28 protein-coding genes are annotated in these 23462 nt (G+C 39.3%); 25 read left to right on the top strand and 3 right to left on the bottom strand.

What is annotated here, in order from left to right; translation table 11 throughout:
* Nucleotides 1-85 precede the first annotated feature (85 nt).
* The 13 genes from ylxM (at nt 86) to AC1TO5_RS01755 (ending at nt 9622) form a co-directional block, all read left to right on the top strand.
* Nucleotides 86-487, top strand: a complete 402-nt coding sequence (gene ylxM / locus AC1TO5_RS01815; protein WP_482061076.1) for a YlxM family DNA-binding protein — start codon at nt 86-88, stop codon at nt 485-487.
* Nucleotides 474-1871: a signal recognition particle protein gene (ffh, locus tag AC1TO5_RS01810; RefSeq protein ID WP_482061075.1), complete on the top strand. Its 1398-nt coding sequence runs from the start codon at nt 474-476 to the stop codon at nt 1869-1871. Before ylxM ends, ffh begins: the two co-directional genes overlap by 14 nt.
* Before the next feature lie 57 nt (nt 1872-1928).
* A complete protein-coding gene (gene rpsP / locus AC1TO5_RS01805) occupies nt 1929-2201 on the top strand; it encodes a 30S ribosomal protein S16 (protein ID WP_482061074.1) in 273 nt (90 codons plus the stop codon).
* A 42-nt stretch (nt 2202-2243) separates the two neighbouring features.
* Nucleotides 2244-2471 (top strand): KH domain-containing protein, encoded by a 228-nt coding sequence (locus AC1TO5_RS01800; RefSeq protein ID WP_258199625.1) that lies wholly within the window; start codon nt 2244-2246, stop codon nt 2469-2471.
* Nucleotides 2472-2562: 91 nt separating this feature from the next.
* Entirely contained in the window at nt 2563-3087 is a 525-nt protein-coding gene (gene rimM, locus AC1TO5_RS01795; RefSeq protein ID WP_482061073.1) for a ribosome maturation factor RimM, read from the top strand.
* Nucleotide 3088: 1 nt separating this feature from the next.
* Nucleotides 3089-3835 carry a tRNA (guanosine(37)-N1)-methyltransferase TrmD gene (gene trmD, locus AC1TO5_RS01790; protein WP_482061072.1) on the top strand — a complete coding sequence of 249 codons (747 nt, stop codon included), beginning with the start codon at nt 3089-3091 and terminating at the stop codon, nt 3833-3835.
* A gap of 174 nt (nt 3836-4009) precedes the next feature.
* On the top strand, nt 4010-4351 hold the full coding sequence (gene rplS, locus AC1TO5_RS01785) for a 50S ribosomal protein L19 (protein ID WP_482061071.1): 342 nt from the start codon (nt 4010-4012) through the stop codon (nt 4349-4351).
* Nucleotides 4352-4433: 82 nt separating this feature from the next.
* Nucleotides 4434-5147 (top strand): signal peptidase I, encoded by a 714-nt coding sequence (gene lepB / locus AC1TO5_RS01780; RefSeq protein WP_482061070.1) that lies wholly within the window; start codon nt 4434-4436, stop codon nt 5145-5147.
* Between the two features lie 14 nt (nt 5148-5161).
* Nucleotides 5162-6058 (top strand): ribosome biogenesis GTPase YlqF, encoded by an 897-nt coding sequence (gene ylqF, locus AC1TO5_RS01775; RefSeq protein WP_482061069.1) that lies wholly within the window; start codon nt 5162-5164, stop codon nt 6056-6058.
* A complete protein-coding gene (locus tag AC1TO5_RS01770) occupies nt 6059-6700 on the top strand; it encodes a ribonuclease HII (RefSeq protein WP_482061068.1) in 642 nt (213 codons plus the stop codon).
* A gap of 191 nt (nt 6701-6891) precedes the next feature.
* Entirely contained in the window at nt 6892-8958 is a 2067-nt protein-coding gene (locus tag AC1TO5_RS01765; RefSeq protein WP_482061067.1) for a hypothetical protein, read from the top strand.
* Entirely contained in the window at nt 8955-9248 is a 294-nt protein-coding gene (locus tag AC1TO5_RS01760) for an EscU/YscU/HrcU family type III secretion system export apparatus switch protein (RefSeq protein WP_482061066.1), read from the top strand. Before AC1TO5_RS01765 ends, AC1TO5_RS01760 begins: the two co-directional genes overlap by 4 nt.
* Complete coding sequence (locus tag AC1TO5_RS01755; RefSeq protein WP_482061065.1) at nt 9245-9622, top strand: YraN family protein; 378 nt, start codon at nt 9245-9247, stop codon at nt 9620-9622. The genes AC1TO5_RS01760 and AC1TO5_RS01755 overlap by 4 nt, the downstream gene beginning before the upstream one ends.
* 598 nt (nt 9623-10220) lie before the next feature.
* On the opposite strand, the gene AC1TO5_RS01750 is transcribed toward AC1TO5_RS01755, so the two are convergent.
* The gene (locus AC1TO5_RS01750; protein ID WP_482061064.1) at nt 10221-10484 is read right to left on the bottom strand and encodes a type II toxin-antitoxin system RelE family toxin; all 264 of its coding nucleotides are present in this window, start codon (nt 10482-10484) and stop codon (nt 10221-10223) included.
* Nucleotides 10468-10704 carry a hypothetical protein gene (locus tag AC1TO5_RS01745; protein WP_482061063.1) on the bottom strand — a complete coding sequence of 79 codons (237 nt, stop codon included), beginning with the start codon at nt 10702-10704 and terminating at the stop codon, nt 10468-10470. The genes AC1TO5_RS01750 and AC1TO5_RS01745 overlap by 17 nt, the downstream gene beginning before the upstream one ends.
* A 269-nt stretch (nt 10705-10973) precedes the next feature.
* Between AC1TO5_RS01745 and AC1TO5_RS01740 the strand changes: the two genes are divergently transcribed.
* From AC1TO5_RS01740 to rbsB, 10 genes are all read left to right on the top strand, one after another.
* The gene (locus tag AC1TO5_RS01740; protein WP_482061062.1) at nt 10974-11441 is read left to right on the top strand and encodes a GNAT family N-acetyltransferase; all 468 of its coding nucleotides are present in this window, start codon (nt 10974-10976) and stop codon (nt 11439-11441) included.
* Nucleotides 11442-11806: 365 nt separating this feature from the next.
* Nucleotides 11807-12373: a hypothetical protein gene (locus AC1TO5_RS01735; protein ID WP_482061061.1), complete on the top strand. Its 567-nt coding sequence runs from the start codon at nt 11807-11809 to the stop codon at nt 12371-12373.
* 169 nt (nt 12374-12542) lie between these two features.
* The gene (locus AC1TO5_RS01730; RefSeq protein WP_482061060.1) at nt 12543-12998 is read left to right on the top strand and encodes a hypothetical protein; all 456 of its coding nucleotides are present in this window, start codon (nt 12543-12545) and stop codon (nt 12996-12998) included.
* 355 nt (nt 12999-13353) lie between these two features.
* Entirely contained in the window at nt 13354-13617 is a 264-nt protein-coding gene (locus AC1TO5_RS01725) for a hypothetical protein (RefSeq protein WP_482061059.1), read from the top strand.
* A 46-nt stretch (nt 13618-13663) separates the two neighbouring features.
* Nucleotides 13664-14125 (top strand): hypothetical protein, encoded by a 462-nt coding sequence (locus AC1TO5_RS01720; protein ID WP_482061058.1) that lies wholly within the window; start codon nt 13664-13666, stop codon nt 14123-14125.
* Between the two features lie 371 nt (nt 14126-14496).
* Nucleotides 14497-15375, top strand: coding sequence for a ribokinase (rbsK, locus tag AC1TO5_RS01715; RefSeq protein WP_482061800.1), 879 nt, complete (start codon nt 14497-14499; stop codon nt 15373-15375).
* 2 nt (nt 15376-15377) lie between these two features.
* Nucleotides 15378-15776, top strand: coding sequence for a D-ribose pyranase (gene rbsD / locus AC1TO5_RS01710; protein ID WP_482061057.1), 399 nt, complete (start codon nt 15378-15380; stop codon nt 15774-15776).
* Between the two features lie 18 nt (nt 15777-15794).
* A complete protein-coding gene (locus AC1TO5_RS01705) occupies nt 15795-17297 on the top strand; it encodes a sugar ABC transporter ATP-binding protein (protein WP_482061056.1) in 1503 nt (500 codons plus the stop codon).
* A complete protein-coding gene (locus AC1TO5_RS01700; RefSeq protein ID WP_482061055.1) occupies nt 17278-18246 on the top strand; it encodes an ABC transporter permease subunit in 969 nt (322 codons plus the stop codon). Before AC1TO5_RS01705 ends, AC1TO5_RS01700 begins: the two co-directional genes overlap by 20 nt.
* Nucleotides 18247-18261: 15 nt before the next feature.
* Nucleotides 18262-19179, top strand: coding sequence for a ribose ABC transporter substrate-binding protein RbsB (gene rbsB / locus AC1TO5_RS01695; RefSeq protein ID WP_482061054.1), 918 nt, complete (start codon nt 18262-18264; stop codon nt 19177-19179).
* A 229-nt stretch (nt 19180-19408) separates the two neighbouring features.
* On the opposite strand, the gene AC1TO5_RS01690 is transcribed toward rbsB, so the two are convergent.
* Nucleotides 19409-21295, bottom strand: coding sequence for a terpene cyclase/mutase family protein (locus AC1TO5_RS01690; RefSeq protein WP_482061053.1), 1887 nt, complete (start codon nt 21293-21295; stop codon nt 19409-19411).
* Between the two features lie 120 nt (nt 21296-21415).
* On the opposite strand from AC1TO5_RS01690, the gene AC1TO5_RS01685 reads away from it, so the two are divergent.
* Entirely contained in the window at nt 21416-22546 is a 1131-nt protein-coding gene (locus AC1TO5_RS01685) for a glycerate kinase family protein (RefSeq protein ID WP_482061052.1), read from the top strand.
* Between the two features lie 264 nt (nt 22547-22810).
* The gene (locus AC1TO5_RS01680; protein WP_482061799.1) at nt 22811-23284 is read left to right on the top strand and encodes a VanZ family protein; all 474 of its coding nucleotides are present in this window, start codon (nt 22811-22813) and stop codon (nt 23282-23284) included.
* Nucleotides 23285-23462: the final 178 nt, after the last annotated feature.

The following is a 23462-nucleotide window of genomic DNA, read 5'->3' as shown; positions in this document are numbered from 1 at the left end:
ATTCGTTGCCAGGTGTAAAGGTAATCTACTTTACAGTGAAAGCCTATTGGTACATGCTTCAAAGGAAGTAATGGAGGGGAATGGAATGCAACATATAGAGCCAGATGCCCTAGCCAAAACAACACGCATTAATTTGCTGTTAGATTTCTATGAAGAGTTATTAACAGATAAGCAACGTACTATTGTAATCTATTATTACCATGATGATTTTTCATTGGGTGAAATCGCTACTGAATTTGGCATTAGTCGCCAAGCAGTGTATGATAATATAAAACGTGCCCAGCAGTCGCTGGAATCGTATGAACGAAAGCTGGGACTGCTAACTCGACATGAGCAAACAGTTCTCCTAACGGAGCAATTAGAGGATCAGCTAGATCAACTACAGCTTCCGCTCGCGCAACGACAACATTTACAAACTGTCGTTGAACAGCTACGTTCTATAGAAATTATGACACAAATGGAGGCGATAAAGGATGGCAGCATTTGAGAGTTTGTCGAGTCGGCTGCAGAATGTTTTCAGCAAGCTGAAGGGCAAAGGAAAAGTTTCAGAAAATGATGTCGCTGAAGCGATGCGTGAAGTACGACTTGCTCTACTTGAGGCGGACGTTAACTTCAAAGTCGTGAAAGACTTTATAGCCAAGGTGAAAGAGCAAGCTATTGGACTCGATGTATCAAAAAGCTTTACGCCAGGCATGGTCATTATTGATATTGTTAATAAAGAACTTACTGAGCTTATGGGTGGAACTCAAGCGAAGCTTGCAAAAGCTAATAAACCTCCAACAGTTATTATGATGGTCGGTTTACAGGGGGCAGGTAAAACAACATCCTCTGGTAAGCTTGCAAGGTTATTGCAAAAGGGAAACCATAAACCATTACTTGTTGCTTGTGATATTTACCGTCCTGCGGCGATTAAACAACTTCAAGTTCTAGGTGAGCAGATCAATGCGCCAGTATTTGCAATGGGTGATCAAGTATCTCCTGTTGAAATTGCTCGTAACGGTTTGCAACAAGCCAAAGATAACGGTAATGATTATGTTATTTTCGATACAGCTGGTCGATTACATATCGATGAAGCTTTAATGGGTGAGTTGAAAGATATTCATGCCATTGTTAAGCCTGATGAAGTGCTCTTAGTCGTTGATGCAATGACTGGACAGGACGCAGTTAACGTCGCACAAAGCTTCCATGAACAATTGGAGCTTACAGGTGTCGTTCTAACTAAGCTCGATGGGGATACACGTGGTGGTGCGGCGCTTTCTGTAAAAGCTGTAACTGGACAACCTATCAAGTTTGCGGCAATGGGCGAGAAGATTGATTCTTTGGAGCCATTCCATCCTGAACGTATGGCCTCTCGTATCCTTGGTATGGGTGATATGCTTTCTCTAATCGAGAAGGCGCAATCGGGAATCGATGCAGATAAAGCTGCTGAGATGGAACGTAAAATGCGTAATGCGGAATTTACCTTTGATGATTTCCTAGAGCAAATGGAGCAAGTCAAGAAAATGGGTCCTTTGGATCAAATTATGGATATGTTGCCAGGCATGGGTAAGATGAAAGGTAATATGAAAGATATGAAGGTTGATGAAAAGCAACTGGATCGCGTGGAAGCCATTGTCAAATCGATGACAAAGGCAGAGAAACAAAAGCCAGAATTGCTTAACCATAGCCGTCGTAAGCGTATTGCTACTGGTAGTGGTGCTTCTATTGTTGAAGTTAATCGACTAATCAAGCAGTTTGATGATATGCGTAAAATGATGAAACAATTTAGTTCGATGATGGGCCCGAATGGACCTAAAGGTCTTAAAGGTGGTAAAAAAGGAATGAAGGGCATGAAAGGACTTCTAGGCAAGAACATGAAGTTTCCATTCTAACTATAAGTAGTACTAAAGCAAAACATAGTTTAATTTATCGAAGGAGGTGAATTTCTAATGGCAGTTCGTATTCGTTTGAAACGTGTGGGTGCTCATAAAGCTCCATTCTACCGTGTAGTAGTATCTGATTCTCGTTCTCCACGTGATGGTCGTTTTATTGAAGAAATCGGTACTTATAATCCAATTGCGCAACCTGCAGTAGTAACTATCAACGAAGAAAAAGCGTTGAAATGGCTACAAACAGGTGCTCAAGCATCTGATACAGTTCGTGACTTGCTTTCAAGAGCGGGTGTAATGAAAAAATTCCATGAGCTTAAACAACAGAAGTAATAGCTTTTAGTTATTACTGTTGAGAAGCGGAGGGCTTTGTTGATGAAGGAATTAATTCTTGTCATAGCGAAGGCTTTAGTGGATCATCCGGAAGATGTGCGCGTTCATGTTAAAGATGAACGCAGTACGATTTACGAGCTTTCGGTTCATCCATCTGATGTCGGTAAAATTATCGGTAAGCAAGGTCGTATTGCGAAAGCGATACGGACTGTGGTGAACTCGGCTGCAACTAAGTCTAACGAGCGTGTGATCGTTAACATTCAATCATAAGTGAATGCGCCGTCAGGAGGGTTAGGATGAAAATCCTGACCCTCTTTTGGCATGGAAATGCGAAAAAGATTGCTAAGTAAGGGATGATAAAATGAGTGGAACTTGGTATAACGTTGGTCAAATTGTGAATACACACGGGCTAAAAGGTGACCTGAAAGTAATGTCACGTACAGACTTCCCAGAGGAGCGCTTTGCTGTAGGTAGCAAGCTCGTTATGTTCAATGAAGAAACAGGGCAGTCACTAAACATTGAGGTTGTCAACTCACGTGAGCAAAAGGGAATGTACTTTATTAAGTTAAAAGGTTATAACGACATTAATGAAGTCGAGAAATTTAAGGGCTGGCTTATTAAAGTAGCTGCTGAAGATCAAGGCTCATTAGATGATGGCGAATATTTTTATCATCAAATTATCGGCTGTGAAGTATACAGCGATGAGAATGAAATGCTTGGCGTAGTAACAGAAATTCTATCTCCAGGTGCGAATGATGTGTGGGTTGTAGAACCGGAAAAAGGCAAAGGCAAGCAGATTTTATTGCCAGTTATTGATCCTGTCGTGCTTAATGTTGATGTGGCAAGTAAGCGAATTACTGTTCATTTGCTAGAAGGATTGGTCTAATATGAAAATTGATGTGTTAACTTTATTTCCCGAGATGTTTACTGGTGTATTTAATAGTAGCATTTTGGGGAAAGCTCACCAAAAAGGAATTGTTGAGCTTAACGCGATTAATTTTCGTAAATATGCCAATAATAAGCATAATACAGTAGACGATTATCCTTACGGCGGTGGCGGTGGTATGATCTTGAAGGCTGAACCTGTATTTGCTGCTGTCGAGGAATTACAAGCTCAGGCGATAGAACCGCCACGTGTCATATTGATGTGTCCGCAAGGGGAAAGTTTCACACAGCGTAAAGCAGAGGAATTAAGTACGTCTAGTCATCTCGTTTTCATTTGCGGTCATTATGAGGGGTATGATGAGCGTATTCGTCAGCATCTAGTTACAGATGAAATATCTGTAGGCGATTATGTGCTCACAGGTGGAGAAATTCCTGCGATGACGGTGATCGATAGTGTGGTAAGGCTATTGCCAGGTGTACTTGGCAATGAGACAAGTGCAATTACGGATTCTTTCAGTACTGGATTACTGGAATATCCTCACTATACAAGACCCGCTCAATTCCGCGAATGGTCGGTTCCAGATGAATTGTTATCTGGGCATCATGCTAATATCGAGAAGTGGAGACGTGAACAATCGCTATTACGTACACTACAACGTCGGCCGGATCTGCTTGAGCATATTGAGTTGTCCAAGAAAGAGAAGCAATGGCTAGCCCAGCAACGCGAATTGTTGAGCAACAATCCATAAGCGGGTTGTTGCTCAACAATTAGGACAAGCCTATAAGTTATCATTGTATTGGTACTCTTTATATGATAAAATAGTAAATGTTGTTCGTATAACGGGTGGTCCGCTATAAATGATGATCTATTCAAAGGAATAGGAAGTTTATAAGAACATCTATGGTGAAAGGAGTTGAATATTTTGAATATCCTACAAGCAATTGCTCAGGAAAATCTTCGCCAAGACACACCTAATTTCCGTCCTGGTGACACGCTAAAAGTATATGTAAAAGTAATCGAGGGAACTCGTGAACGTGTTCAGTTATTCGAAGGCGTAGTAATTAAACGTCGCGGTGGCGGAATTAGTGAAACTTTTACTGTACGTAAAATTTCTTATGGTGTTGGTGTGGAAAGAACTTTCCCTCTTAATTCACCAAAGCTTGAAAAAATCGAAGTAGCTCGTCGTGGTAAAGTTCGCCGCGCTAAGTTGTACTACCTTCGTGACCTTCGTGGTAAAGCTGCGAGAATTAAAGAAATTCGCTAAAATGAATCATCAAGAGGAGCTTGTTCTATCAAGCTCCTTTTCGTTTTTTTTACATCTGCAGAGTCAAGAGGAGGGCTGTACAATGGAACCTAAAGATGAGTTACCCGATCAACAAAAAGCTTCGAAAGAAAATGTAGCTGAGCAGAATGGAAGCTCTCAAAATGAAGATAGTGTATTGGCATCCGGCTCTACAAGATCAAGTAGGAAACAACAAAAAGAAAAGACGTACAAAGAGATTATCGATTGGATTAAATCGATTGCGATCGCTATTGTACTTGTTGCCATTGTACGTATTTTTCTGTTTTCACCGTTTATTGTTGATGGTGATTCAATGGAACCAAACTTCCATACTCATGAACGTGTCATTGTAAATTTACTTATATATAATATTAGCAAGCCTGAATATGGTGATGTTGTCGTATTCGATGTACCTGAAGAGGATAGACGTTTCATTAAGCGTATTATTGGTGTACCAGGTGACACTATAAAAGTTGAAGGTGATCAATTGTATATTAATGATCAATTGATTATTGAGCCTTATCTTACAAAAGTTATTGGAGAGAGCATGGCTGACGGATTAACATATAATGGGATTGGAGATTCGTTCAGTTTCCCTAATGAAAGATACCCAGATAATGTTGTCCCTGAAGGAATGTATTATGTGATGGGCGACAATCGAGGTTATAGTAAGGATAGTAGAGCTATAGGTTACGTATCAGAAGACGAAATTATCGGACGTGCTGATGTCGTGATGTGGCCATTAAATAAATTAGAGTTGGTTAAGCATTACAACTAGATGAGGTGACTTATATGGCGATTCAATGGTTCCCAGGGCATATGACCCGTGCCAAGCGTCAAATACAAGAAAAGCTGAAATTAATTGATATTGCGATTGAACTGCTAGATGCACGAGTGCCAATTTCTAGTCGTAATCCAATGATCGATGATGTTTTACAAGGTAAGCCAAGACTCATTATTTTGAATAAATCTGATTTGGCTGATCCTGTCATGAATGAACAATGGAAGAAATATTTTGAGAACGAAGGTCATACCGTTGCCATTGTAGATTCTAATACAGGTACGCGTGTCAATGAAATACCAATTTTGACGAAGCAAATATTGAAAGATAAGATCGATCGTCAAATTGCTAAAGGCATGAATCCACGACCGAATCGAGGGCTCATTGTCGGTATTCCGAACGTAGGGAAATCGACACTAATTAATCGTCTTGCTGGCCGTAATATTGCGATCACTGGTGACAAGCCAGGGGTTACAAAAGGTCAACAATGGATTAAAGCAGGTGGCGAGCTAGAACTACTAGATACACCAGGGATATTATGGCCGAGATTTGATGATCAAGTTGTCGGATATCGTCTAGCGATGACTGGTGCGATTCGTGAGCAAATATTGAATATTGATGAGGTCGGCTATTATGCGATCAAAACATTGGCAGGAAGATATTGGGATACGATTGCTGAACGTTACAGCTTAACGATCGAAGCTCCGAAAGATCTTAATGACAACGAAGAGATCGTTCGTGTTATGGAGGAAATCGGCCGCAAACGTGGTTGCTTGATGAGTGGTAATCGAGTTGATCTTGATAAAGCATCAGGCATTATATTACGTGATCTTCGTGCTGCTAAGCTAGGACGGATTACGTTAGAAGCTCCATTTGATGATATGCCGATTAGAGAGGTCAAGAAATAGATGTCTGATGTCATCGATTTGTTAGACTTTGAAAAGGCGTTATGGTCACAAGGGATTGAACATATTGCTGGTGTGGACGAGGTAGGCAGGGGCTGTCTGTTCGGTGATGTCGTTGCTGCAGCGGTCATCTTACCGCCTGGTTGCATCATCGAGGGGATCAATGATTCCAAAAAACTTACGGAAAAGAAACGTGAGATGTTATATTCAGAGATTACTGAACAAGCAGTAGCTTATTGCATCGCGCGCATTCCAGCACCAATCATTGATGAACTGAATATTAAGCAAGCTTCGCGTCTAGCGATGAAGCAAGCAATTGAAGGTCTACAGGTTGCCGCGCAATTTTTACTCGTCGATGCCGAGGTCATTGATCTCGATATTCCGCAAGAAGGTATTGTGAAAGGTGATGCTCGTAGTCAATCGATCGGAGCCGCATCGATATTAGCGAAAGTAACTCGTGATCGTCTTTGTGAACAAGAGTGGAATGACTTATATCCGCAATATGAACTAGCGAAGCATAAAGGCTATGGTACGAAAGTACATAATGCCGCAATTTTGCAATATGGACCTACAATAATGCATCGTAAAACATTTTTGAAGAAGCTACTTGGTGAGCAATTAGAAAGCGTATGGCCCAAGCAATAATTAACTAGCAATGATTAAATGTATAGTATAAATAATAGAAGCGACGTGTGCCCTAACTTAATGGATGGGATGCAGGTCGCTTTTTATATGAGAAGTATGAAAATTTCATAGATCATACGATAAGTAGTCAAATAAAAGCGCGCAATAACCGATAAATACTATATGTGAATGAAATGAGGTGGACAGCGCGCATGAGTATCGGAAATATTAAAGGTATGCTGGGCGATGCAGTAAGCAATGATGTAAGAACAATGGAATTGAAGATCGGTCAAGTTGTTCGTGGCGTTGTTTTACAACAATATGCTAATAATGAAGCATTAGTTAATATAAATGGAGTGCAAGTAAGAGCAAAGCTAGATATTCCGCTAATGGAGGGTCAAGCTTCATTACTACAAGTTCAGCCAGATTCAAAAGGTGCATATATTTTACTAAAGCAAGTTGATCCTACGACACTTGGGATGAATGACCCAATGAAGGATATATTGAAAGCACTCAACATGCCAGATAAAGCATGGGCGAATGATATTATTAAGGACTTGCGTAAAGAAGGCTTTCCGTTGAATAAGGAAACTGCGGCAGCGTTTCAGAAGGCAGCGCAGTTAATACCAGCAGGAGTTAACCCAGAGCAATGGATGCAAGCGGCGGCTAGCGCATTTAAACGTGGATTACCGATGACACAAGCAACGATTTCTGCTTTCCATCAGTTGCAATCGGGAACGCCTTTACATGGATTAATCGATCAGTTGAAAAGTCAGTTGTCCACGCTATTGCAAGCTAATACTGGGGGTACATCTACAAGTGCTCAAACAACGGTACTAATGAATCAGCTTGCAACGTTATTAGATGAAGGTTCAACATTATTACGTTCTCTGGCAACAAATGGGGCAACAACGCAAAATCCAGCATCAACTGGAGCGAGTAATCCAGCCGCTAACGTATTAAATGGGGGCGCAGAAGTAGCTAAAGATGGACAGATGGTAGCGCAACAAGGACAAACGCAAGCGGCTGCGCAATCACAAGGTGGAGCTAGCTCCACAGTTTCACAAGGAAACCTTGGACTGCTCATGAAATGGCTCGGTGTCAATCATGAAACAGTACTCGGTAAACAGTTGTTAACTCAGCAGCCAGTTAATGCTCAGCCGCAGACGAATCAATCTTCGGTGCAAGCAACACAGATAAATCCAGCAAATACTAATCTACAAAGTGGAAATATGAATACGGCACAAGGTAATATAACGAACTCATCTGTTGTATTAGGAAATGGTGCAGGGCCAACTGCAGGGCAGCAGCCGATTGTAGGTAGCCAAGCTCAACCTGCAGCAGTGAATACAGCGGGTAATTTAAGTGCGAATGTCGTTCCAACACCGACTACAGCAGCAGCGCCGGCATCTGTAACGGCTTTCCAGCAATCAGTAGTATCGAGTCAAAGTGCAGAAGTGACTAGCAATCAAGCAAGCTCACAACTAGTGAATGCAAGTAATGCTCAGTCAGCGCAACCAGCTACACAGCAACATGTTCCGGTTCAACAAGCTGTTCATTTACAAGGGGCAATACAAGCGAATGTCCAAAGTGATATCGTTCATAATCAAGCAACCGTTCATCAAAATCCATTGACAGCAAGTCAGCAATCTGATGTTTTGCAGCCACAAGCAAATGCAGCAGCGGCACAATCTAATCAAGCGTCAATCAATCAGGAAAGCTTGAAATCTACCATTATGCAATTGGTGCAAAGTGCGGATACGCCGCCAGCGGTGAAAGAAACTGCTCAGCAGCTATTGAATGCGATAACGGGTCAGCAATTGATGTTATCTACTGAGCGTAATCACTCTGTATTCTCACATGTGACGATGTTTATTCCACTGCAGGATCAAGACGGTGGTCAAACGGCTGCTGTTCATATCCAAACTCGTCGAGATCGTAAAGGTGAGCTAGATTCAGAAAATTGTCGGATTGTATTCGATCTTAATATGAATGCGATTGGACCGACGATGGTTGATGTTAATATTACGAATAAAATCGTTAGCTTGAATCTATGGAACGATCATCCCGCGATTAGTACAGTTATCGATGCGATGAAGCCAGAAATAAGCGAAGCATTATATTCAACAGGCTATATGCTATCTTCCGTAAGAACTACTCCGATACCAACAGCAGAGGTAGAGAATGAACAGCTAGAGGATTTGAAGCAGAGAATGCTTCCGCCAGATGTCGAACAGATTAATTCGACGCGCTATAAAGGAGTCGACTTTAAAGTATGAATGAACAACAACCAGTTACGAAATTGCGCAAAGCAGTTGCTATGAAATATGATCCGCTGAACACTACCGCTCCTACGTTAATAGCGAAAGGGCAGGGTGAGTTGGCGGACCGGATACTAGCTACAGCAAAAGAAAATGGAGTGCCGATACAAGAGGATCAGTCATTAGTCGAAGTGTTGTCTAAATTAGATGTCGATCAAGAGATTCCACCAGAGCTATTTGCCGTAGTTGCGGAAATATTGAGCTTTGTATATCGGGCGGATCGAAAAGCGAGGGAATGGCCACTATGACCCTGAATCGTAAGCAGCTAGGTGCAGAAGGTGAAGAGCGTGCAAGTTTATATTTACAAGAGCAAGGCTACATCATTGTTGAACGAAACTGGCGCTGTAGTTCAGGAGAATTAGACATTATAGCACGCGAAGATGAGCAACTTGTATTCATCGAAGTACGAACAAGAACGGTGTATGCACAAGGGACAGGAGTGAATCGTTACGGCTCAGTGCTAGAAGCGATCACTCCGCGTAAGCAAATGCAGCTACGTCGTCTAGCAGAGATCTATCTCTATCAGAAGAAGTTGCGCAACATCTCGCTCCGCTTCGATGTCGTGCTAGTCGAGCGCAGTGGCGAACATTACACGATCAATCATATTAAGCATGCATTTTGAAGCTAGATCAGACTACGAAAGTAGGACGGACTAGCTTTTTGACATAATAGAAAGAATAAGTTTTTGGAGGGGACGAAGGCTTTCCCCTTTTCAAGTTCGCTTTATAAGACGGGTAGCTAGTAATAATTAAATGGAAAAGCGAATGGTATAAAGCGTATGAAAGTGCAATAATAACGAGACGATGAATAAGGTAAGTAAAGTAAAAGAGTGGATAGAATTGAAAGCACTTAAATTCGCTCATGGACTATAAAATTATAGTTTATAGTGCGAAAAAACAGGAAAATCGTCTCGTGGATACGAGTGAAAAATTACGGACATACGCAAAACCTAAAAAGGACCGTCAGGCGAATTAATTTTCATGACGGTTTTTCTTAATTGTTTTAAGTTGGATTAATATGGATTATTTGGTTGAAAAATGTGGAGTTGGTTGTTATATTTGAGTTAGGTTGTAGTAGGAGTCGGAAAAATGTGAAATGAACAAATTATGCGTGGATTTATTAATTTGTGTTAGAGGGAAGAGTAGTTCGTAAATAATGCGTTATGGGAAATTGCTACAAGCCGAAAAAAACCATCTACTTATAGATGGTTTGGTAACTAATTATTTATAGTCATCACCACGAGAACCGACTTTTAAGACATAAATGATTAATCGAGTGTTTTCAACTGTGTAAATAATTCTATAAGAGCCAACTCGTAATCTAAAATCTTCTAAAGTACCTTTCATCCTTTTAATATCAAGTTCAGGATGGTAGGGATTCTCAGATAAAGTTTCTAAATGTTGTACAATTCGAGTTCGTGTTGGCTTGTCAAGTCTTTGTAAATATTTTAATGCATCCTTATAGAATTCAATTGAGTAGGTCATCGACAATATCCTTTAATTTAATACCTTCACTCCGAGCGATCGATTTTTTTGCTTGGGCTATGTCATCAAGATCTTCTTTTGTAGTAGGTTCATCGTCCCATGGAATATATCTGTAGTTGTGATTAGCTGCCAATTTTTGCAGGAAATCAGCTGCGGTTGGAAGGGCATCATCAGGTAATAGTTGAATTAATTTATTCAAATGATCTTTTGAAACTGCCATTCAAGATCAACTCCTAAAAAGACTTTATTTATCATTATAACACGAAACTAAATTAGTATTAAGCGGTTTGTAGAAATTGTATGTTTATTCGAAGAAGGCAGCAACATCCCATAACACAGTATTCACGCGGCGGCTACGCCTTGGTCAATTAGATGCTATTGGCAGAGTAGTAGATTCAAGTGACAACTTCCTACGGAAGTTCGTGAATACCTGAACGTTATACGCAACCCTAGCAAGAAAATATACAAATTCAAAAGGAGGTCGTCTTAATGGAATTCAGAAAAATAACTTGGGATAATTTTATTGAATGCATTGAGCTACGTGTGGCTAATGAACAACAAAGATTTATCTCCTCAAATCAACATGCTCTTGCCGAAGCATATATTGCCTCCGATGAGGGTCAGGTAATTAATACATTTGCAGTCTATAAAGAAAATAGCATGGTAGGCTTCATTTCAATGTACTATGATGACGGGGATGGAAACTTTGATTACAATAGTTACGGCATATTTAAGATGATGATCGATAAGCATTACCAGGGTAAGGGGTATGGTAAAGAGATGGTGGTAAAAGCGATTGAATATGCGAGGACTCTTCCTCGCGGGGAAGCTAAAGTTATTGAACTTACATATAAACCCGAGAATGTTGTTGCGAAGAGGATTTATGACTCTCTTGGTTTTATGGAAACAGGTGAAAAATGGGCGTGTGGTGAAGTTCGCGCAGTATTAACATTATAATCGTGGGGCTATTCGTAGAGGGCAAGGGCAGCGTATAACAACGTGTTCCAGCTTCGCGACTATCGCCGCTCGGTCTGCCCGAAGAGTTTCGATGAAGCGGATCAAATCCCCTAAGATAAGAGCTATCTAAGGGGAATGGACGTCGTGAACACAAGAACGTTAGCTGAAACTTCCGAGTTCAAGTGCAAATAAAAGCAACATTGGAAGTGAAAAAAATCAAAGGCAATGTTAGAAGAGAAATTAAGATTAGGCTATGTTAAGTTTAATAGTTTACATTGACCACTTCTAAGGCGTTACAACCAAGTTTTTGCATTATGATCTGGTCACTTAGCTTGAGAAGGACAATGGATTAATTGGGGGTATCTATGAAGAATATTATTGTATTACTTTTAACAGTTGCTTGTATTGTTGGATTGCTAACAGCGTGCAGTGAAAAGAGTAACAATACAGCAAAGTTAGCATTTTCATTTGATACTGATCGGAACTACACAGGATTTTCAAATCTGCACATGACTGATACTGTTGAAGATGCAAAGGAAAATGGATATGTTGTTAAGCAAGATTCAGTAGTAATTGCTAACAATGAAGCTTGGGTTAATTTTGTGGAAACCGCAACACTAGACAACAATTCAAGCGTTCGTATAGCTAGTTTCTCAACAGAAGACAACACCAGTCCATATTTTAGTGATATCTTTTTCAAAGACGGTTATTACTATCTTTTTGACAGCAGTTCTGACAAGCAAAATATGCAACCTTTTTCGTATTTATTAATATTAGAAGGGCAATTTGGAAGCCCAGCAAAAAATAGTCGAGTTGTTGTTTTAACCAACGACAATGCTTTAACTTTCAATGTAGTTATGAAATCATTACTCTCCAGTAGTATGGAATACAAACAAAGTGTTCCATCGTATAGATTGGTTATGTTTCAATAAATACCCTAATCTAACAGAGCTTAAGCTTATATTCATCATAAGAAGCACAAATCAAGACATCATTAGAAGTGGAAATTCAAGGATATAATTGCTGTTGATAACCTTGAATACGCAAGATTCGTGAAAACCTGAACGATATCGGAAACCAGTAGATGAGGTGATATTTAGAATGAGTAAAAGATATGAAATTAGATTACCACATAGAAGTCACCCTCAAATTATATTTATATTAATACTTCTTATTTTTCATGTAACCACTAATTTGAGCTTAGGCAACCCATCGTATTTAGTTAGTTTATTGTCATGGGTTACTTCGATAATTGTTTTATTTATCATTGTACTCCAAGCAATTCTATTTACACGATTTGGAGATGAAATAGAGATTACAGACAATAGTATTAAAGCGAAAAATATTGAACTTCCTTTAAAGGAAATAGAGAAAATAACAATAGAAGGATACTTTAGACAAAGTATTGGAATTAAACGGAAAGGGCAAAGATTTGTGCCAACAAACCTGCATTTTAGATTTAAGGAAAATGAAGAAAGACAGTTGAAAGAATGGGAACGATGGGCAGAGGATAATGGAATTAAAGTAGTGAAAGGAACAGTTTATAGTAGGATATAAACATATAGATAAAACAAGAAGTAACAGGCATTTGATAAGATTGTATTCGTGCGGCGGTGGGATTATTGAATAATAAAAATATGAAGCTTAGATTAGCTTTTATCATTCCAAACATATCCTTATATTTAATGTTCATAGGGTTTGGAGCTTTTGTATTTGTTAATGTAGATGGACTTAGGGAAATAAATCGGCTGGGTATGTGGTCATTCATGTTGTTTCTGTTGTTAAGTATAGCATTATTTGGTTCATACCGAATTTACAGTTGGATTAAGCAAGGGAAAATGTAGTACAGCACAAGTTCGTAGATTGTTACACGTTAGGTGAAATAATCAAAGCCTCGAAAGCAGGTGTTACGATGAACAAAAGTGATAAATATAATCCCTACGATGACGATACATTACACTCTAATCAACAAGACCTTCCAAAATCAATAGATGAAAGGAAAGGATTCAACGATGTAATTAACCATTATGATGCAGTTAATGGACATCAATCACCAAAGAGGCTAGAGCAGTTGCCTAAAAGGTTAAGAAAGATTGTAAAAATCATTATTATTGTCGGGGTAGCATCATTCATGGTACTTCAGATCTTTTCTTTAGTTAATCTCTTTAATAGTTAGAGGAAATTACGATCAAGAAACTACAATTAAGTCGATAGGAGATCAGATGAACAATAATAAGACATATGCAGTCGTAAATCCATCCGCAATCAATACTATAGTGGCAATGCTTTTAATTATAGCTTCCCAGACCTTTAAGCTTATCTACCAGAAAGACGATAGAGACATCTTATTTTATTGTGTAATAGTAATATCAGTCTTCGCTTTTGTTGTATTGATCGTTATAATTGTAAGAACGTATATATTGAAACCTAGCAAGATGCGAATTGATAATGAAAGTATACATATTAGAGGTAGAGTTATTAGAGCAGATGAGATAAAGGTGATTATGATAAGTTTACATAAAAAACAGGTCATTGGAATTAAACCAAAAGGAAAACTAATTGTACCTCTGCATCTATGTTATCGTTACTTGGATGATCAGGATACCGGGATAGATGAATTAGAAAACTGGGCACAACAAAAACAAATTAAGATAAAAAAAGGTTCATTCTCGAGATGGCTGTAATGAATTTGAGAGGATGCTAGAAACAATAAAGTACATACACTAACTAATAATTTTGAAACAGTGGCCCATAGAATGAACGTAATTTATACGATCAATAGTATAAAGCGCGCCGAAGTTGTGGTGTGCTTTTTTGTGTTGTAAAGAATTTCGTCACTTTTCGCTAACGTTGAATTAACGAAAAGCGATGGGATCTTTTTATGCTTTGCCATCAGTAAATTGAGTTACAACATTTTAGTATAGTTTTTGATTACTTAGTAAGTAAATTGAACAAGATAAGGTGAAAGAAAATAACTTTCAGATTTTTTTTTGTACTTAGAGTTTAGAAAAAATGTGAAGAAAATCAGATAAAGCCAGTAGAAAGGTTGATGAAAATGGTTAAAGTTTGTGTCATCGGAAGTTGTGCTATGGATTTGGTGGTAACGTCAACGAAACGGCCTCGTGCAGGTGAAACCGTTCTTGGGGAACATTTCTCAACTGTTCCGGGGGGGAAAGGTGCGAATCAAGCTATCGCGGCGGCACGACTAGGTGCAGATGTTACGATGATTGGCTGTATTGGAAAGGATATCTATGGTAAAGCAATTATTGATAATTTAATAAGTAATAACGTTAATGTTACGTTTGTAGACTCAAAATCAGATGTGGATAGTGGAACAGCGCATATCATTTTAGCTGAAGGTGACAATAGTATTATCGTTGTCAAAGGAGCGAATGATCATGTTAACCCATCTTTAGTTGAACAAGCACTGGATACGATAAGGTCGGTTGATATCGTTCTAGTACAGCAAGAAATACCAGAGGAGACGGTATCTTACGTAAGTGACATTTGCCATAAATTCGAAGTGCCGTTGTTACTTAATCCAGCACCGGCTCGCTTTATTAGTGAAACAATTATTGAAAATGCTAATTATTTAACACCGAATGAACATGAATGTGCAATTCTATTTCCCCAGTACACGACAAGCGAAGCATTACGAAAATACCCCAATAAGTTATTTATTACTGAGGGGAGTAGTGGGGTTCGATATTACGATGGGAATCAAGAAATACTTGTTCCAACGTATAAAGTGGATGCTATAGATACGACTGGAGCGGGAGATACGTTCAATGCAGCACTAGCCGTTGCATTGGCCGAAGGAAACTCAATTCAAGCAAGTCTGAAGTTTGCTAATCGTGCTGCTTCTTTATCTGTAACAAAATTTGGTGCTCAAGGTGGCATGCCAACAAGATCTGAAGTAGAGGTGAACTTATAATTATGAAAAAACAAGGAATATTAAACAGTCATATTAGTAAAATCCTTGCTGACTTGGGTCATACGGATACGATTGTTATTGCAGATGTAGGGCTACCTATTCCGAAAGATATTCCTAAGATTGACTTAGCTCTTAAATTAGGTGTTCCAAGCTTCCAAGATGTAGTAAACACTATCGCAGAAGATATGGTGATAGAAAAAATAATGATAGCTGAAGAACTTGCAGCAAATAATAAAGAAACATCCCAATACTTAAACGATCGATTTAAGGAAATTGATATAGAAGAGATTTCACATGAACAATTTAAGTTACTAACTCAGCATGCTAAAGTCATTATTCGAACGGGTGAGGCAAAGCCATATGCAAACTGCATACTTCAATCAGGAGTTAATTTTGGATAATGAGGGGGTTCTAACAATATGCACGTTGAAATGAATGATATTTATAAGTCATTTGGTGCTAACCGTGTATTAGAAGGTGTGAATTTTGAACTTCGTGAAGGTGAGGTCCATGCACTTATGGGAGAGAATGGTGCTGGTAAATCTACTTTGATGAATATTTTGATTGGTTTACACAAGCGTGATCAAGGAACAATAATTATAGATGGTCAGGAAACATACTTTGCAAACCCGAAAGAAGCAGAAGACAGCGGCATTACTTTTATCCATCAAGAGTTGAATGTATGGCGGGATTTGACTGTGCTAGCTAATCTTTTTATTGGCAAAGAACTGTCTTCAAGTATCGGTTTACTTAATATAAAAGAGATGAGAAAGCTCGCGAATGAACAATTTCGAAAGCTTTCGGTAACAATACCGTTGAACCAAGATGCAGGAGAATGTTCTGTTGGAGAAAAACAGATGATTGAAATTGCCAAAGCTCTTATGACCAATGCTAAGGTGATCGTTATGGATGAGCCAACAGCGGCATTAACAGAGCGTGAAATAGAGAAGTTGTTTGAAGTTATCGCGTCACTAAAAAAAGAAGGAGTATCGATCGTCTATATTTCACATCGCATGGAAGAAATCTTCGCGATATGTGATCGAATAACCGTCATGCGTGATGGGAAAACAGTAGATACAAAACCAATTTCAGAAACGAATTTTGATGATGTGGTAAGAAAGATGGTTGGACGAGAATTAACAGATCGCTTCCCTACTAGTCAAGCTGAACCAGGGGAAGTTGTGCTTGAGGTTAAAAATGCAATGAAGAAAGGACAGTTCCGAGATGTTAATTTTTCTGTCCGATCAGGTGAAATTATTGGCTTCTCAGGATTAATGGGGGCTGGACGTACCGAAATGATGCGAACGATTTTCGGACTAGATGCTCTAGACCGTGGTGAGATTTGGGTGAAGGGAAAAAAAGTTATCATTCGCAATCCGAATGATGCGATGAAAGCGGGCATTGGGTTTGTTACGGAGGATCGAAAAGATGAAGGTTTGGTGCTTGATTTCTCGGTCAAAGACAATATGGTACTAACCAATTTATATAGTTTCGCACCTAGGGGCATAATCAATAGGAAGAAAGAACAAGAATTTGTCGACCTCCTTATTAAACGACTGCACATTAAAACACACTCCTCTTCAACTTTAGTTCGTAATTTATCTGGTGGTAATCAACAGAAAGTCGTCATTGCCAAATGGATTAGCATCGGTCTGAGTGTTCTCATATTAGATGAACCTACACGTGGCGTCGACGTAGGAGCAAAAAGAGAAATATATCAGCTTATGAATGAATTAACTGAGCGAGGTGTAGCGATTATTATGGTATCTTCAGAACTTCCTGAAGTATTAGGAATGAGTGATCGTATCTTCGTTGTTCATGAAGGGAAAATTAGTGGAGAACTTTCTAAGCAGGAAGCATCGCAAGAGCACATTATGAGGTTAGCTACAGGGGGTAATAGTGATGACGACAATCAAGGATGAGAGAGAACCGAAAGGGTTACAACTTGGACAATTTACACAGAAACTTGGACCATTACTAGGGTTGATTATCCTAATTATTATTGTAACTGTACTAAATCCAAGTTTTATGGAGCCACTTAATATACTCAATTTGCTTAGGCAAGTAGCGATTAATGCGCTAATTGCTTTCGGAATGACTTTTGTTATTTTGACAGGTGGGATTGATTTATCAGTCGGATCAATTCTTGCACTCTCGAGTGCGATCATGGCAAACCTGATGCTATCTGGATGGGACCCGATATTAGCAATCATTGCAGGTTGTATATTAGGTGGAGTAATGGGGGCTGTTAACGGTGTTCTAATTACTAAGGGAAGAATGGCTCCCTTTATTGCGACATTAGCGACAATGACTATTTATCGAGGATTAACGCTTGTATATACGAACGGTAATCCAATCACAGGTCTTGGAGATAGCTTAATGTTTCAATTATTTGGGCGCGGTTATTTTCTAGGTATTCCTGTTCCTGCTATTTCAATGATCATCGTATTTGCAGTTTTGTGGGTTGTACTTCACAAAACACCATTTGGCCGAAAAACCTATGCTATAGGTGGTAATGAAAAAGCATCGATTATTTCTGGTATTAAAGTAGATCGAGTCAAAATTATGATTTATTCATTAGTAGGGATGTTATCGGCTTTAGCAGGAGCAATCCTGACCTCAAGATTGAACTCGGCACAACCAACAGCGGGAACTTCATATGAGTTAGATGCTATAGCCGCAGTAGTACTTGGAGGGACAAGCTTAACTGGTGGACGTGGACGTATTGTAGGTACATTAATTGGAGCGCTCATCATCGGAATATTGAATAATGGTCTGAACTTGCTAGGAGTATCTTCTTTTTACCAAATGGTAGTAAAAGGGATTGTTATTGCAATTGCTGTACTATTAGACCGTAAGAAATCCGTATAAGAGGGGGATACTAACATGAAAAAAATAACGTTAATTCTGATTTCCATCTTAGTAGTACTCATGACAGGCTGTTCATTAGAGCCACCAGCTTGGGCAAAGCCCAACAGGAGTGGGGAATTGGGTAATATAAAAGTTGGGTTGTCGATATCTACATTGAATAATCCGTTTTTTGTTTCTATCAAAGATGGTGTAGTAGCTGAGGCTAAGAAGCTGGGAATAGAAGTGATTGTTATTGATGCTCAGAATGATTCAGCGAAACAAAGTAATGATGTGGAAGATTTAATGCAAAAAGGTGTTAACGCGCTATTAATTAACCCTGTAGATTCATCTGCGATCTCGACTGTAGTACAGACTGCCAATAGTTTAGCTATTCCAGTGGTAACCTTGGATCGTTCCGCTGAGAAAGGTGATGTGCAAGCGTTAGTAGCATCTGATAACGTAAAAGGCGGATCTATGGCGGCGCAATATATTGTAGAACAAATTGGAAAAGGTGCAAAAGTAATTGAGCTGGAAGGTTCACCAGGAGCTTCTGCCACTCGTGAACGCGGTAAAGGTTTCCATGAAATTGCAGATACTCAGCTAAATGTTATTGCTAAGCAAACTGCCGATTTCGATCGAACGAAAGGCTTAACGGTTATGGAGAACCTCTTACAAGGAAATCCAGGCGTACAAGCTGTTTTTGCTCACAATGATGAGATGGCACTTGGAGCTATAGAAGCGATTCAAAGCTCAGGAAAAAACATTCCTATAATAGGTTTTGATGGAAATGAAGATGCACTTAATTCTATCGAAGCGGGAAAATTGACAGGAACAATTGCCCAACAACCAAATTTAATCGGACAACTAGCTGTCCGAGCTGCAAAAGATGTGTTAGATGGAAAAACGGTGGAAAAATTAATTGCAGCACCACTTAAACTGGTTATTAAAGAATAAGAACATAGCAATTTGAATGTTAAGTCTACAACGGTTCAAAAAGTGAGCTTTCGCAAGTCGAGAAGATGGAGCGCTACTTGAGGACGGAGGAAACGCAAGTGTACGTAATTGATACACGCGTACCTACGATGCTTCTGCAAGAAACAGACATCGGAAGCTTATGCTAAACTTCCCAAGTTCGCTTCAGTTTCGATGTCGACTAAGCTTCGAGAGCGTGTTCATCGTTATCCTATCCAAACTTCCTCTTATAATGAGCTAACGTCGCAAGAGGCCAGATGTACCGATAGCTATGATAGTGATTATAGAAATTCCCTGGCAGACCTGCGCCCGTCGGATAAGTAGTAAGCCAGTTATTTTCCTGTACCGATGTAAGCAGTCTATCGATCCCTCTCTTAATTGCGGGAATTGGCTGATCATGTACGGCGATTAGAGCATCTAATGCCCAAGCCGTTTGTGAGGGTGTGCTTTCGCGGAGTGGAACATAGAAGCGAACAATATCGCTGCTACAAGATTCGCCCCAGCCGCCATCACTGTTTTGAATACTCAAAAGCCATTTCACTCCTTTTTGGATTGCTTTATGATTCGCAGACGAGCCCGTAGCCATTAATCCTGTTAATGCTGCCCATGTACCATAAATGTAGCAAATACCCCATCTGCCATACCAAGATCCGTTATGCTCTTGATGTGCTAAAAGCCAATCTACGCCCTTCTTAACACTGCTATTCTTATAATTAAGCCCTCTAAAATTACCGAGATACTCTAACGTTCGCCCAGTAAGATCAGCCTCTGAAGGATCAATAGCTGCTGATTTCGCACCATCTAGTGCAAGCCATGTTAGCATTTTATTATTCGTATTTTTCTCAAATGCTGGCCAGCCACCGTCATTATTTTGCATCGATAATGTCCAATCAAGTCCGAGATCAATAGATTTTTTGTAGGTGGTGTTATTCCGACCCAAGCTCTCAATTACGCGAAGAGCAGCAGTAGTATCGTCAACATCTGGATTCAGAGTATTTGTCTCTGAGAACCCCCAACCTCCAGGAGTTGTGTTTGCATTATGAACGCTCCAATCGGCTTTGTTATGCTGCTGTTTTGAAAGTAAATATTGTCCGGCTCTATGAATCGAAAGATGGTCATCCCTTATTCCCGCTTCTTGTAGCGCATAGGAAATTAATGCCGTATCCCAAACGGTGGACGGTGAATTTTGTATCGTTGTTATACCGTTACTATTACATTGCATATTAAGCAAGCCCTGCACAGCTCTCATAATTGTTGGATGTTGCTTGTCGTATCCAAGTGCAAGTAAAGAAAACACCATTAAAATAGTACTACTAGCGTAGCTATATAATGTACCATCTGCTTCGATTCGATCTAGCATAAACTGCTCGATCTTTGAAGTAGCTATATCATGAAGAGAACGAGCGCTACCAATCAATCTATTACGTCCTAGTTCAATCATCTCGATCATTTGTGAAAATTCCTCAGAATCGGGTTCACCCTCATCCATTCGACTAGTGTAAAGATCATTGAGATCAGGCATGTTATCCGTTTTAATCGAAAAATTTCGATTTGCCATAATGAGCATGGGGAGTAGATGAACTCTGGAATAACCCGAGAATTCAAATAAGTTTATAGGTAGTATGTTAGGTAGAAGAATGATTTCTAGTGGGATAGATTTGATGGGTTTTGGCCATTTGATCTGACCTGTTGCAGCAAGAATAGCGTTACTTAATACACCCTTCGAAGCGTTCAGCCCACCTTGTGCGATAATATATTGCTTAGCAAGGCGTAGTGATTTATCTGTTGATTGACTGTAGCCTGAATACAGTAGAGCATAATAGGCATCGATCGTTGCAGATAAATTTCCCTGCTCTTCATCTCTATACAAACACCAATAACCATTAGGATGCTGCTGTGCTACAATGCGATTATACAATTGTTGTATAATGATCTCATTAGCAGAACCTAAAGATCGTAACAGTATAATCATATAGGAATCGATGATTGTTCCATTTTCAAAACAATATCGCCAGGAACCATCTGATTTTTGCTCATTTATTAGATAGTTTGCAAGATTAGAAATTTCAGTCGTCACCTTTTCATTACGTGATGGCATGAATCGTCACCTCCAATACCTTTTTATTAGTATATAGAAGTGAAAAAGTAATCATGATCGTTTTTGTAAATTGACTGTTATTATTCATTGTTTCCAATTTTTAGAAAGTAGGTGGACGGTTTGAAAATTATTATTGCACCGGATTCATTTAAAGGAAGTGTATCCGCTATTGAGGCATCGCGTGCGATTCAAAAAGGGGTTCACAACTATATGCCAGAAGCTGAAACGATTGTGATCCCATTAGCTGATGGAGGAGAAGGAACATTAGACTGTCTTATAGCTTCAAGAGGTGGGGAGATTGTGACTGCTACCGTGACAAATCCGCTTGGCAACGAGCTAGTAGCGGAATACGGTGTAATCGCATCAGATCAACTTGCTATCATAGAAATGGCAAGAGCTTCGGGAATTGAATTACTAGGTGAAGCAGATAGAAATCCGCTTATTACAACAACATTTGGAACTGGACAGTTAATTGCACATGCACTAGATGCCGGTTATCGTAAATTTATTATTGCAATTGGTGGAAGTGCAACGAATGATGGTGGGGCGGGAATGTTGCAGGCGCTGGGGATGCGGTTACTCGATGAGGATGGTAATGACGTACCTTATGGAGGGGGCTTTTTACATAAGATTGTAGCGATCGAAGATAGCAAGTGGAATACGAAAATCGCACAATCAGAGTTTATACTTGCCACAGATGTGCAAAATCCATTCGTCGGATCTAATGGAGCATCATATGTTTACGGACCGCAAAAAGGTGCGACACCTCAAATGGTGAAGCAATTGGACGATAATATGGTTCATTGGGCTAATATAATCGAAAAGTATAATGGGATACATCTACATGATCAAGCAGGAGCGGGTGCAGCAGGTGGAGTTGGCGGAGCATTTCTCGCATTTTTCCCAGTTGAAATGCAACGAGGTATTCATGTCGTGATTGAGCATTCGTCGCTACTTGATCATTTACATGATGCAGACTTGGTTATTACAGGTGAGGGGTGCGTTGATTATCAGACAGCTTCAGGCAAAACAGTGATGGGTATTGCGGAGGTAGCAAATCGATGGAAAGTACCTGTTATTGCATTAGCAGGTTCTATTGGAGAAGGAATTGAACAACTGAACGAGATTGGAATCCAAAGCATACATAGTATCGTAAATGGTCCGATGTCACTGGAAGAAGCAATGTTGCGCGCGCAGGAATTGCTGGAGCAAACGACAGAGCAATTGATGCGGATTAGATACTGCAAGTAAGATTTCTATTATTATCGAATAGATTTCAAGCCGATAAAGAGGATATTTATATTAAGAATAATTCTCACTTTACATAGTAGTCGGATAGTGAATGAAGGTAAATAGTGGTTGAATTGTATGTTGCTAGATAGTATGTTTATGGAAGAGAGTTTATAGAAGCATTCTGTTTCATAAATTTCATAATGGATACCTTTATTTTATATGTAATTTTTTTGATGAATTACTACGATAAATTAGGTGATAATTGGTTAGGTCTAGCTTTAACTGGAGGGGACTAATATCATATCGAAAGTATCTAAAATTATATTATGGATTCTATTAATTGCATATGGCTTTGTACTAATTAAATTTTTAATATTAGATAGAATGATATACCAAAATCACGTAGGAAGAAATTTCAATTTGTACCCATTAAAGTCAATAGGAGCTTATTTATTACATAAGGATAATTATAATTTTAATACTTGGGCATTGAATTTATTTGGGAATATGATTATGTTGGTTCCTTTTAGTATATTAATGCCGTTGTTATTTTCAATGCTTAGAAAGACAAAAATATTTATAGTGTGCTTATTAGTGTTTAATCTTGGAATTGAAGTGTTTCAATACTTCTCCGGATTTGGTAGCTTTGATGTGGATGATCTAATCTTGAATAGTTCAGGTGCTATGATCGCATATATTATTCTGAGGGTCCTATTATCATTGAAGTTCGTAAAGAAATTTACAGAGTCAATGTAAGTAATTCATATAAAAGTCACGCATCATCTAACACAGTATTTACACGGCGGGCAGCCGCACTTGGTCACGTTAATGCTTTGGGCAGAGGTAGCGGATTTATGTGACAACTTGCTACGCAAGTTCATGTAAGCCTGAACGTTACACATAATGATTTCTGGTTCATGAATAGGAGAACGTT

This window comes from Paenibacillus sp. Y930 (assembly GCF_056786375.1).
This window is presented reverse-complemented; position numbering and strand designations above follow the sequence as displayed.